Here is an 11237-nt window from a genome sequence, read left to right as displayed (position 1 = left end):
CCCCCCCCCCCCCCCCCCCCCCCCCCCCCCCCCCCTCCCCCCCCCCCAACAACCCCCCCCCCCAGATGTAGCTCCGTCTCGTGGGCTCGGAGATGTGTATAAGAGACAGGTCGTGCCCGGGCGCAGGAGCGCGGGCGGGTCACGGTCGGGGTCCCAGAGCACGGCGTCGGTCCTGCCGACCAGCTGCCAGCCGCCGGGGGAGCCCTGCGGGTAGACGCCGCTGAACTCACCGGCCAGACCGACGGACCCGGCCGGTACGCGAGGTCGCGGCTCGGACCGCCGCGGCACCCGCAGGCGCGGGTCGCCGCCGACGAGGTAGGCGAAGCCGGGCGCGAAGCCGCCGAAGCCGACCCGCCACGGGGTGCCGGTGTGCGCGCGCACGACCTCCTCACGGGTCAGGCCCGTCAGCTCGGCCACCTCGTCGAGGTCCGGGCCGTCGTAGACGACCGGGAGGTCGACCACGCCGCCCGCGTCCGACGCGCCCGCCGCGTCCGACGCGCCCGCCGCGTCCGACCCGTCCCGGCGCTCGTCCGCGTCGACGTCGAGCGACCCCGCGAGGTCGAGGCAGGCCCGCCGTACCGCGTCCAGACGCGGGGCATCGGCCCGGACGAGCACCGTCCGCGCGGCCGCGACGACCTCCCGCACGCCGTGCCACGGCCCCTTGCCACCCTGGACGAGGATGCGGGCCCGGTCGCGCAGGGCGACCGCCTCGGCGGTCCCGCTCACCTCGACGAGGACGGCGTCCTCGCCCATCGGCAGCAGCCGGGCCCGCACGCGTCAGCCCGCGAAGGGGCGGATCTCGACGCCGGCCGCCTCGAGCGCGGCCCGGACGCGGCGCGCCATGACGACGGCCCCGTGGGTGTCGCCGTGGAAGCACACCGACGAGGCCGCGACCTCGATGTCGCGCCCGTCGACCGCGGTGACGACGCCTTCGAGCACGAGCCTCAGCACCCGTTCGGCGACCGCCTCCGGGTCGTGCAGGACGGCGCCCGGCTCGGTCCGCTGGAGCAGGCGGCCGTCAGGGGTGTACGCGCGGTCGGCGAAGGCCTCGGTGACGACGGGCAGCCCCGCCTCGGCGGCGAGGTCGAGCAGGACGCTGCCGGGCAGGCCGAGCAGCGGCAGGGTGGGGTCGTACGCCGCGACCGCCTCGACGACGGCCGCCGCCTGGGCCTCGTGGTGCACGACGGCGTTGTAGAGCGCCCCGTGGGGCTTGACGTAGGCGACACGCGTGCCGGCGACGCGGGCCATCGCCTCGAGCGCACCGAGCTGGTACAGCACGTCGGCGGCGAGGTCCTCGGGCGCGACGTCGAGGAACCGGCGCCCGAACCCGGCGAGGTCGCGGTACCCGACCTGCGCGCCGACCACGACGCCACGCTGCACGGCCTGGCGGCACGTCGTGCGGAGCGTCAGCGGGTCGCCGGCATGGAACCCGCAGGCGACGTTGGCGCTCGTGACGACGTCGAGCACCGCGGGGTCGTCCCCGAGGGTCCACGCGCCGAACGACTCCCCGACGTCGGCGTTGAGGTCGATCCGCATGCCACCGATCCTGCCCGATCCGGCACGGTTCGTGGACCGCTCGCGGGGATCCGCCCGCACCGCGGCGAACGGGTGCGGGTGCTCCCCTCCCCTCCTGGGGAGCACCCGCCCGTCCACGGTCGAGGCCCCGTCGGCGCCCGACCGCGCGGTGAGCCCGGGCGCAGTCCCCCAGCGCCACGGGCTCACACCGGGAGGGACGCCGCACCTGCGGGACCATGTCGCGAAACACCGTGAACGGCCCGAATCGGTCGCGACCTCTGGTCAAGGTCGGCGAACCGCGACATGATCCGGTCCCTCGGGCGTCTTCCCACCTGGGCCCTCGGACGAGCGGCGGCCCCGGAGACGCGGGACAGGGAGCGGCGCAGGACGTGGCAGGACCTCAGGAGGAGCACCGCGAGGAGCCGACCGACGCCGTGCTCGTCGACCGGGTCCGGGCCGGTGACGACGCCGCGTACGAGGCACTGTGGCGCCGGCACGTCGACGCGGCCCGGCAGCTCGCCGGCCGCGTCGCGGGCCCGAGCGACGCCGACGACCTCGCCAGCGAGGCCTTCACCCGGACCCTCCGGGCCATCCGGTCCGGCGGTGGGCCCGACGCCGCGTTCCGGCCCTACCTGCTGAGCACCGTGCGTCGCCTCGCCATCGACCTCGGCCGCCGCTACCGGGCGCGCGTCGTCCTGAGCGGGGAGGAGCAGGACCTCGACGCGCCGGACGAGCCCTCCGCCGAGGAGCTGGCCGTCGGCGCCGCCGACCGTGACGCCGTCTGGGCCGCGTGGCAGTCACTCCCGGGCGAGGCCCGCGACCTGTTGTGGCGCCTCGTCGTGCACGAGCAGCGCCCGGCCGAGCTCGCGCCCGTGCTCGGCACGACCGCGAACGGCGTCGCCAGCCGGGGCAAACGGGCCCGCGAGCGCCTGCGCCAGGCCTACCTCGGTGAACTCCTGGTGCGGGCCCCCGAGGGCGAGTGCCGCGCCGTGCGACGCCTGCTCGGCGGGTACGTCCGCGACGGGCTGTCGGCCCGCGACCGTGCCCGGGTCGATGACCACCTCGACACGTGCGAGCGCTGCCGGGCGGCGGTCGTCGGGCTCGTCGACGTCAACGAGACGATCCGTTCGGGCGTCGGTTCGCTCCTGCTGCCGGGTGTCTTCGGCGCCGCCGGTGTCGTCGGTGCCACCGGTCGAGGCGCCGCCGGTTCGGGAACGGGGGCCGCCGGGGGCGCCGCCTCCGGCGCCGCCGGGGCTGGGACTCTCGCCGCCCAGCACGGGGTCGAGGGCCGGCCGGCGGCCGCGCCGTCGGCGTCCGACGCGTCGGGAGGCCTCCGACGCGTCGACCTGCCCCTCGCTCTCGTCGGGGGCGCGGCAGCGGTGGTCGTGGCCGGCCTCCTGGCCGTGCTCGGGCTGCTCGGACGCGGCACGCCGCCGGCCCCGATGGCCGCAGGGGTCCGGCCGCCGGCGTCGGCCTCACCCCCGGTCGCCGACTCGGCCACGCGGGCGTTCCCCGGCATCGTCCTCGGCGTTCCCGGCCCCCGGGCCGGGCGCACGGCGGCCGCGGCAGCCGTCGAGACCATCAGCGAGGCCGAGCTGCTGGTGGGCTCGCGGGGAGCCGTCGTCGACGCGTCGAGGCTCGCCCTCGCGACGCGGCCGGCACGCCAGCCGCGGGGCACGACGACCGGCCCGACGATCCCGACGTCTCCGTCGACGACGCGTCCGGGACCAGGGACCCCGTCGACGACCCCGGCGACGACCCCGGCGACGGCCCCGCCACCCACGACCGTGGTCGCCGGCGTGACCGTGGTGCTGACGTTCGAGCCGAGCGCCGATCGCGGGTACCGGGCCTCGATCGTGGCGCCCACCGGCTGGCTGGTCACCTCCGTGCGCGACCTCCACGGTGGGCGTCCGTTCGAGCACGTGTCCAGCCCGGTGAGCACCTTCGACCACACCCTGCGTCCGGGACTGCTCGTCGTGGAGGTGACGCCCCAGCCAGGTGCCGCGCCCGCGACACTGCTCGTCTCGTTCACCGACCGCAACGGCGTTCTCCTGCCGGGCTCGGGCACCTACCGACTGCCCTGAGAGCCGACGGCAGCGGACGAGAACGGGCGGCGGTCAGCGCAGCGCGTCGTAGAAGCGGGGAAGCCGGCGGCGGTAGCCGTCGAGCAGCTGCCGCGCCACGGTGACGGAGTCGACGAGCGGGTGCAGCGCGAACGCCTCGACGGCGAGCCGCGCCGACCCCTCGCGAGCGGCCCGCACGACGAGCTCGTCGACGGCCTTGACCTGCTGGGCCAGGCCGAGCGCCGACCCGGCCAGCGGCGTCACGGGCAGCGGCCGCGGGCCGGACGCGTCGACGGCGCAGGGCACCTCGACGACGGCGTCCTCGGGCAGGCCGGGCAGCGTCGTGCCGTTGCGGACGTTGAGGATGAGCCGGGCCGGCTCGTCGCGGGCGATCGCCGCCATGAGCGCGAGGGCCACGCCCTCGTAGCCGCCGCCCTCGACGTCGGACTCGTCGCGCTCGTCGCCGTCCTCGGTGCGGGTCTCCTGCATGTACGTGGCGTTGCGCTCGCGTCGAACGGCATCCCAGACGGCGAACGGGTCCACCGACTCGCTTGCCGCCGTGTAGAACTGCGCCTGCTGACGGACGAGGTACTCGCCGCGCGTCTCGGTCGCGGCCGTGATCTGCGCGACGGCGTCGCGGGTGAAGTAGTAGTACCAGAGGTACTCGTTGGGCAGGGCCCCGAGCGTCTGGAGCCAGTCGACGCCGAAGAGGTGGCCCTCCTCGATGCCGCCGAGGCGCGCCGGGTCGGCGAGGAGGTCGGGCAGCACGTCACGCCCGTCGACACGCAGGCCGGCGAGCCAGCCGAGGTGGTTGAGGCCGGCGTAGTCGATCTCGACGTCGTCGAGCCGGTGCCCGAGCGCCCCCGCGGCACGCTTGGCGAGGCCGAGCGGGGAGTCGCAGATGCCGACGACGCGCTCGCCGAGCACCTGCTGCATGGCCTGGGTGACCAGGCCGGCGGGGTTGGTGAAGTTGATGACCCAGGCGTCCGGCGCGAGGCGGGCCACGCGCTGGGCGACGTCGACGGCGACCGGCACGGTCCGCAGCCCGTAGCCGACGCCGCCCGGACCGGTGGTCTCCTGGCCGAGCAGCCCGAGGTCGAGGGCGATGCGCTCGTCGGCGGTGCGCCCCTCGAGCCCGCCGACCCGGATCGCCGAGAACACGAAGTCGGCGCCGTCGAGCGCGGCGTCGAGGTCGGTGGTCGCCCGGACCGTCGGCGCGGGCGCGCCCTCGGACGCGCCGGACCCGCCGGACGCAGCGGTGACGCCCGCGCGGCCCCGCGCCTGGGCGTCGAGGACGCGGCGCACGACGTCGAGGCGCGAGGCGTCGGTGTCGTGCAGGACGACCTCGGTGACGCGTCGGGACGCGTCGGCCGTGCGGTCGCCGAGGAGCGCGCCGTGGACGAGCGGGACGCGGAAGCCCCCGCCACCGAGCACGACCAGCCTCATCGCGTCCTCACCGAACCGACGCTAACAGGGTCGCCGTGGATGGCAGCATGGTTCCGATGCCGACGAGCTCCGCCTTCGACCCGCTCGCCGCCCGGCGCGCCGCCACCGGGCCGGACGTCGACGTCTTCGTCTGGGGGACGGTCTTCCTCGACATGATCTTCGCCGGCCTGCCGACGGCGCCCGCGCCGGGCACCGAGGTGTGGGCCGAGGGGCTCGCGTCGTGTCCCGGCGGCATCGCCAACCTCGCGGTCGCGACCCGTCGGCTCGGCCTGCGCACGTCGCTGGCCGCCGCCTTCAGCGACGACGACTACGGCGACTTCTGCTGGCGCACCCTCGAGGAGCAGGAGGGCATCGACCTGTCGCGCAGCCGGCGGTTCGCCGACTGGCACAGCCCGGTCACGGTGTCGATGTCGATGGACCGCGACCGCAGCATGGTCTCGCACGGCCACCCCTCGCCCGTGCCCGCGAGCGAGCTCATCGGCACCCCGCCGCGGACGCGCGCCGTCATGGTCGACCTCGCCGAGGACGAGGCGTTCGGCGCGGCGAGCACGTGGGTCGACCGGGCCCGCGCCGACGGTGCCCTCGTGTTCGCCGACGTCGGCTGGGACTCCAAGGAGCGCTGGTCGCCCGAGGTGCTCGAACGGCTGGGCCGGTGCGACGTCTTCATGCCCAACGCCGTCGAGGCGATGGCCTACACCGGCACCCGGTCGACCGTCGAGGCCCTCTACGCGCTCGCCGACCGCGTGCAGGTCGCGGTGGTCACCGACGGGGCCAACGGGGCCGTCGGCATCGACCAGCGCACCGGCGAGGAGGCGCGCGTGCCGTCGCTGCGCGTCGAGGAGGTGGACCCGACCGGCGCCGGCGACGTCTTCGGCGCGGCCCTGCTCGTCGGGACGCTCGCGGAGTGGCCGCTCGAGCAGCGGATGCTGTTCGCGACGCTGTGCGCGGGCCTCGCGCTGCAGCAGTACGGCGGCTCGCTCGCGGCCCCGGGCTGGGGCGACCTCGCCGACTGGTGGACCGCCCTGGCCGCCGACGCGACCGACGACGCGTACCACCGGTCGCTGCGGCGCCGGTACGGCTTCCTCGACGACATCGTGCCGCGGGTGCCGACGATGGCCTGCCGCCGGGCGACCGCGACGATCGCCCGCCGCGCCGACGTCCACGACCTCGACTGACGCCGGCCCCCGTTCCCCGTCCGTGCACCGGTTCCACGCCGGTGCATCGGTGCATTCTCCGGAAGCGGTGCACCCTCGACGCAGGAGTGCACGCTTCCCGCAGGGGTGCAGCTCGCAACGCACATCGCTGGAGGATGCGCGCCCCTCTGGGGGAAGGCGAGCCGTCGACGCCAGGGCGCAGCGGTGACAGGGTGTGCCCATGGAGAAGTCGTCGCTGACCGCCCTCGCCCGGGAGCTGCTCGAACGCGCCGCCCAGGCCTCCAACGGCCGCAGCGCCGACACGGTCTACGGCGGCCACGAGCACGTGCTGCGCCAGACCGTCATCGCCCTGACGGCCGGGCAGTCGCTGGCCGAACACGAGAACCCCGGCGAGGCCACGGTGCACGTCCTGCGCGGACGCGTGCGCCTCAGCACCGACGGAGCCGCGTGGGAGGGGGCGCCCGGTGACCTGCTCGTCGTTCCGGACGCGCGGCACTCGCTCGAGGCGCTCGAGGACTCCGCGGTGCTCCTGACCGTGGCCAAGGTCGGCTGAGGCCGACGGCCCCCGGGGTCAGTCCAGGCAGAACTCGTTGCCCTCGACGTCCTGCATGACCTGGCACGACTCGTTGAAGCCGTCCGCGACGAGCAGCTGCACCCGCGAGGCCCCGAGGGCCTCGAGCCGCACCGCCTCGGCCTCGAGCGCGTCGAGGCGCTCCTGCCCGACGAGACCGGTGCCGACGCGCACGTCGAGGTGCACGCGGTTCTTGACGACCTTGCCCTCGGGGACCTTCTGGAAGAACAGCCGCGGGCCCACGCCCGTGGGGTCCTGGACGGCGAACGCCGACCCCTGCCGCTCGGGCGGCAGCGACCGGTCGAACGCGTCCCACGAGTCGAACCCCGGCGGCGGGTCCGGCACGACGTAGCCGAGCACCTCGCACCAGAACCGGCCCACGCGCTCGGGGTCCGCGCAGTCGAAGGTCACCTGCACCTGCCTCACCGATGCCATGGCCCCACCCTAGGGCGGCGGTCGGTCTCTCGCTCTGCGCGCGAGCGCCTCAGGCGTGGCTGCCGCGGTGCGCCGGGGAGTGCATCACCTCGCCGCGCTGGCGCACGAGCAGGGCGGCACCGATGACGATGCACACGATCTCGGCGATGGCGGCCGCCCAGACCGACCCGCCGCGCCACTCCGTGTGGACCCCGAGCAGGCCGACCGTCGAGGCGATCGTGAACGCGCCGAGCGTCGCCGCCCCGAAGCCGAGCGTGAGGAAGGCCGCGAGCCAGTGCCGCCACCACACGAGCAGCCCGGCGATGACGATGCCGGCCACGACGTTGACGAGGAACATCGGCCCGACGGTCTGGTCGCGCACACCGTTGAACCACAGGTAGAGGTGCACGGCGGCGGAGACGAGCAGCGCCACGGCACCCACGAGTCGCAGGGTCATGCTGACCCTCCCTTCTGCGTCGCAGCCGGCCGTCGGCTCGGCCCGCTGTTCGGTGGTCATAGGTGAGGACGTCCCGTGCCTCGGGTCGGTTCAGTCGCGGGTCCGGTCCCTTGGGGCGGTCAGCGGAACGAGGTGAGGACGCGGTCGCGCACCACGCTCATCGGCCACACCGGCGCGCTGTCCGCGGGGCGCAGGCCGTCCTGCCAGCCCCACGCCGCCACGCGGTCGATGACGCCCCGGTCGCGGGTCAGCAGCGCGACGGGGACGTCGTGGGACGCGTCGTCACCCGAGACGACGCTGGCCGGCTGGTGGTCGCCGAGGACGAGGACGACCAGGTTGTCGTCACGGGTGTTGGTCAGCCACGACACGACGCTGTCGAGGGAGTAGGCGACGCTCTGGGCGTACGCGTCGCGGACCCCGGCGTCCGTGCGCCACACCACCTCCCGCGGCGTGGCCTGCCCGACCTGCGCGGCGAGGACCGAGCCGTCGCCGAGCGTCGACCACTCGACGAGCCGCGGCAGCGGAGCCCACGGGATGTGGCTCGTCACGAGGTCGACCTCGGCGAGGACCGGCCGCCGCGGCGACGGCGCGAGCTCGAGGCGGTCGAACGCCGACAGCGTGTACTGGTCCGGCATCGGCGCGTAGCCGAACCCGGGGCCGCGGTAGCCGAGCGTCCGGGCGTCGTAGACGCGGTCGTAGCCGTAGAAGTCGCGCCCCTCGGGCCAGTCGTGCCGGTTCGCGGGGATGACGTCGACGGTGCGCCACCCCGCCCGGGAGAAGACGCGGCTCAGGGTGAGGCGGTTCGTCGTCACGAGCTGGTCGTAGCGGGGCTGGCTGTCGACCCACAGCCCGGACTGGATGCTCGAGTGGGCCAGCCAGCTGAAACCCCCGAACGTCGGTGACGTCAGCCACGCGGTGCGCATCGAGTAGCCCTGCGTGGCAAGGGTCTTCGTGCCGGACACCAGCGCCTGCTCGACGAGGGGGGCGTCGACGGCGACCTTGCCGTAGCTCTCGACGAAGACGACGACGACATCCTTGCCGTGAAGGGCACGGAGCATGGTGGACGGGTCGGCGCCGGCCAGCGGGTCGGTGCGGATGTCGGTCGCGAAGGCGGCGCGGTCGCGCAGGTCGTGGACGGCCTTGCGGGCCTGCTCGTCGGCGAGCGCCGCCGAGCTCGACGCCGCGACCGGCAGCCCGGGGCCGAGTGCCGCGCCGGACACCGCGGCCACGACCCAGACCCCGGTCAGGGCCAGGAGGACGCGGCGCGCGGCGGTGCGGTGCCCGTCGGCGATGCGGGCGACCCGGCGCAGGGCCAACGGCACGGTGAGGAGCACCCCGACGAGCAGTAGCCCGGTGCAGACCGTGGCCAGCGTCGCGACGACGGGGCCGGACGCGTCCTGCACGAGCTCGACGCCCGACGACGCGTAACGCCAGTCGCTGAGGAGGTTGAAGGGGCGGTAGAAGAAGACGTCGCGGAAGACGAGGTCGAGGGCCCGGACGAGCAGGAGCACCGCGAGGAGCACCCCGACCGGCGGGAGGACCCAGCGGCGGACCCACCGCCCCGTCCGGCGGGGCACGGCGAGCACGAGGGCCCCGAGCACCAGTCCCTCGACCGGCACGCGCAGCAGGGCCCACGGGCTCACGTGGACCAGCGACGGCGGGGCGGTCAGGGCGACCCAGACGACGAGGACCGAGACGAGCGTCAGCGCAGCGCGGGCGACTCGCGCGACGCGTCCACCGGCGCCGAGGCGAAAGCGTCGGCCACGCTGCGGCACGTCTTCTCTCATCGGGTCGTCCGCGGTGGCAGGGGGATCCCCGGGTCGGCTGCCCCGACGAACGTCAGAGGCGACTCGGGGACGACCGGGCGGCTGACGGACGCCTCGGTGCGCCGACGCCAGAGCGTGCTCGCCTCCGTGCCGAACGACACGGCGAGCGCGGCCAGGCCCACGCCGACGACGGCGGCGGCGACCGCCTCCGGGAGCAGCCCCGAGGCCGCAGCGGTGAGTCCGATGCCCTGCTGGGCGGCGACGGCCTTGCGCCACCGGCGGGCCGGCACGGCGCCGCGCAGCCACGGCGCCAGCCGCTGGGCCGCGAGCAGCAGGTAGCGCGCCGCCCCGACGGCGAGCACCCACCAGCCGAGGCCGCGGGCGACGTGCACGGCGAGGACGAGGATGAGGAACGCGTCGGCCTCCATGTCGAACCGCGCGCCGAACGTGCTGACGGTGCCGGTTCGGCGTGCGACGCGTCCGTCGAGGGCGTCGAGGACGAGCGCGAGCGAGGCCAGCCCCACGAGGGTCGCGAGGGCCAGCCGGCCGCTGCCTGCTGCCTCACCCGCGGTGGCCGCGTCGGCGACGAGGGCGGCGACGGCGCAGATCAGCACCGCGCGGGCCAGGGTGACGCGGTCCGCGGGCCCGGGCGTCCGTCGTCCGGTCCGCGCGAGCCCGTCGGTCACGACGACGAACAGCCCGGTGGCACAGGCTATCCCGACCCACGTGCCCGCCGCGCCCAGACCCAGGACGGCCCTCAGGACGCCGACGAGGACGACGGCGCTGACGAGCCCGACCATCGGGCCCGGGGGAACTGTGCGTCTCACGCCACCTCCGGCTCGTCGGGCGAGCACCCGGCTCGCGTCGCACGCAAGGACGCCGTCGACACCGGCCGGGTTCACCCGCTCTCGAGCGCCATCCTGCGCCGCGCGGCCGGTTCGCGCGCGTCGTGCCGGGCGGCCGTGGTTAGTCTGACGCCGTGACGACGCAGGCACGGGCGTTCTGGCTGGCCGAGCCGGGCAGGGGCGAGGTCCGGCCCGAGACGCTGTCGGCCCCCGGGCCCGAGGAGGTGCTCGTGCGCGCGCTGTGCTCCGGGGTCAGTCGCGGCACCGAGACGCTGGTCTTCCGTGGCGCCGTGCCACCCAGCCAGCGGGACGCGATGCGGGCGCCGTTCCAGGCCGGAGACTTTCCCGCGCCGGTCAAGTACGGCTACCTGTCCGTCGGCATCGTCGAGGAGGGACCAGCAGCCCTGCGCGGCCGCACCGTCTTCTGCCTGCACCCGCACCAGACCGCGTACGTCGTGCCCGCGTCCGCGGTCGTCGTCGTGCCCGACGGTGTGCCGGCGCAGCGGGCCGTCCTGGCCGGCACCGTCGAGACCGCGGTCAACGCGCTGTGGGACGCCCCGCCGCTGCTCGGCGACCGGGTGGCCGTCGTCGGCGCGGGCATGGTCGGCTGCAGCGTCGCCCGGCTGCTCGCCCGCTTCCCGGGCGTGGACGTCACGCTCGTCGACGTCGACGCGTCGAAGGCCTCGACCGCCGAGCGGCTCGGTGTCGGCTTCGTCCGACCGGAGGAGGGTCTGCCGCGCGGTTCCTGCGACCTCGTCGTGCACGCGAGCGCCACGTCGGCGGGCCTGCAGACCGCCCTCGACCTGCTCCGGCCGGAGGGCACGGTGCTCGAGCTGAGCTGGTACGGCGATGCGACGGTGCAGGTGGCGCTCGGCGGCGCGTTCCACTCCCGACGGCTCGGCATCCGGGCCAGCCAGGTGGGCGTGGGGGGGGGGGGGGGGGGGGGGGGGGGGGGGAAGGCAGAGAGAGCGACCCGCCCACTCCGCCCTCCACGGGCCTCGCGCAC

At 75.7% G+C, this 11237-nt stretch carries 11 protein-coding genes; 4 read left to right on the top strand and 7 right to left on the bottom strand.

Translation table 11 applies throughout. The features are described from left to right. The coding region (locus ACR9ZK_RS17785; RefSeq protein WP_481343286.1) for a 5-oxoprolinase subunit B family protein at positions 1-774 on the bottom strand (774 nt) is incomplete at its 3' end. A 3-nt stretch (positions 775-777) separates the two neighbouring features. Then, the gene (locus tag ACR9ZK_RS17780) at positions 778-1536 is read right to left on the bottom strand and encodes a LamB/YcsF family protein (RefSeq protein WP_481343285.1); all 759 of its coding nucleotides are present in this window, start codon (positions 1534-1536) and stop codon (positions 778-780) included. 368 nt (positions 1537-1904) lie between these two features. Between ACR9ZK_RS17780 and ACR9ZK_RS17775 the strand changes: the two genes are divergently transcribed. Further along, the gene (locus ACR9ZK_RS17775; RefSeq protein ID WP_481343284.1) at positions 1905-3599 is read left to right on the top strand and encodes a sigma-70 family RNA polymerase sigma factor; all 1695 of its coding nucleotides are present in this window, start codon (positions 1905-1907) and stop codon (positions 3597-3599) included. 33 nt (positions 3600-3632) lie between these two features. Here ACR9ZK_RS17775 and ACR9ZK_RS17770 read toward each other — a convergent pair whose 3' ends face one another. Continuing rightward, a complete protein-coding gene (locus tag ACR9ZK_RS17770; protein WP_481343283.1) occupies positions 3633-5024 on the bottom strand; it encodes a 6-phospho-beta-glucosidase in 1392 nt (463 codons plus the stop codon). A 56-nt stretch (positions 5025-5080) separates the two neighbouring features. Between ACR9ZK_RS17770 and ACR9ZK_RS17765 the strand changes: the two genes are divergently transcribed. Continuing rightward, the gene (locus tag ACR9ZK_RS17765) at positions 5081-6199 is read left to right on the top strand and encodes a carbohydrate kinase family protein (RefSeq protein WP_481343281.1); all 1119 of its coding nucleotides are present in this window, start codon (positions 5081-5083) and stop codon (positions 6197-6199) included. Positions 6200-6398: 199 nt separating this feature from the next. Further along, on the top strand, positions 6399-6731 hold the full coding sequence (locus tag ACR9ZK_RS17760; protein ID WP_481343280.1) for a cupin domain-containing protein: 333 nt from the start codon (positions 6399-6401) through the stop codon (positions 6729-6731). An 18-nt stretch (positions 6732-6749) separates the two neighbouring features. On the opposite strand, the gene ACR9ZK_RS17755 is transcribed toward ACR9ZK_RS17760, so the two are convergent. The 4 genes from ACR9ZK_RS17755 to ACR9ZK_RS17740 form a co-directional block, all read right to left on the bottom strand. Beyond that, a complete protein-coding gene (locus ACR9ZK_RS17755) occupies positions 6750-7184 on the bottom strand; it encodes a VOC family protein (RefSeq protein WP_481343279.1) in 435 nt (144 codons plus the stop codon). Positions 7185-7233: 49 nt separating this feature from the next. Beyond that, positions 7234-7620: a hypothetical protein gene (locus ACR9ZK_RS17750; RefSeq protein ID WP_481343278.1), complete on the bottom strand. Its 387-nt coding sequence runs from the start codon at positions 7618-7620 to the stop codon at positions 7234-7236. A 119-nt stretch (positions 7621-7739) separates the two neighbouring features. Next, positions 7740-9407 carry an alkaline phosphatase family protein gene (locus ACR9ZK_RS17745; RefSeq protein WP_481343277.1) on the bottom strand — a complete coding sequence of 556 codons (1668 nt, stop codon included), beginning with the start codon at positions 9405-9407 and terminating at the stop codon, positions 7740-7742. Beyond that, positions 9404-10186 (bottom strand): CDP-alcohol phosphatidyltransferase family protein, encoded by a 783-nt coding sequence (locus tag ACR9ZK_RS17740; protein WP_481343276.1) that lies wholly within the window; start codon positions 10184-10186, stop codon positions 9404-9406. Before ACR9ZK_RS17740 ends, ACR9ZK_RS17745 begins: the two co-directional genes overlap by 4 nt. Positions 10187-10365: 179 nt before the next feature. On the opposite strand from ACR9ZK_RS17740, the gene ACR9ZK_RS17735 reads away from it, so the two are divergent. Beyond that, on the top strand, positions 10366-11237 hold an 872-nt coding region (locus tag ACR9ZK_RS17735), incomplete at its 3' end, for a zinc-dependent alcohol dehydrogenase (RefSeq protein WP_481343275.1).

Source organism: Monashia sp. HAY1-5C, assembly GCF_056755255.1.
The sequence above is the reverse complement of the archived record's forward strand: the minus strand, read 5'-3'. Positions and strand labels throughout refer to the sequence as shown.

Excerpts from the sequence above, each read along its gene's own strand:
- ACR9ZK_RS17780 (WP_481343285.1), bottom strand. The coding sequence starts at position 1,536 with ATGCGGATCGACCTCAACGCCGACGTCGGGGAGTCGTTCGGCGCGTGG.
- ACR9ZK_RS17770 (WP_481343283.1), bottom strand. The coding sequence starts at position 5,024 with ATGAGGCTGGTCGTGCTCGGTGGCGGGGGCTTCCGCGTCCCGCTCGTC.
- ACR9ZK_RS17765 (WP_481343281.1), top strand. The coding sequence starts at position 5,081 with ATGCCGACGAGCTCCGCCTTCGACCCGCTCGCCGCCCGGCGCGCCGCC.
- ACR9ZK_RS17760 (WP_481343280.1), top strand. The coding sequence starts at position 6,399 with ATGGAGAAGTCGTCGCTGACCGCCCTCGCCCGGGAGCTGCTCGAACGC.
- ACR9ZK_RS17755 (WP_481343279.1), bottom strand. The coding sequence starts at position 7,184 with ATGGCATCGGTGAGGCAGGTGCAGGTGACCTTCGACTGCGCGGACCCC.
- ACR9ZK_RS17750 (WP_481343278.1), bottom strand. The coding sequence starts at position 7,620 with ATGACCCTGCGACTCGTGGGTGCCGTGGCGCTGCTCGTCTCCGCCGCC.
- ACR9ZK_RS17745 (WP_481343277.1), bottom strand. The coding sequence starts at position 9,407 with ATGAGAGAAGACGTGCCGCAGCGTGGCCGACGCTTTCGCCTCGGCGCC.
- ACR9ZK_RS17740 (WP_481343276.1), bottom strand. The coding sequence starts at position 10,186 with ATGGTCGGGCTCGTCAGCGCCGTCGTCCTCGTCGGCGTCCTGAGGGCC.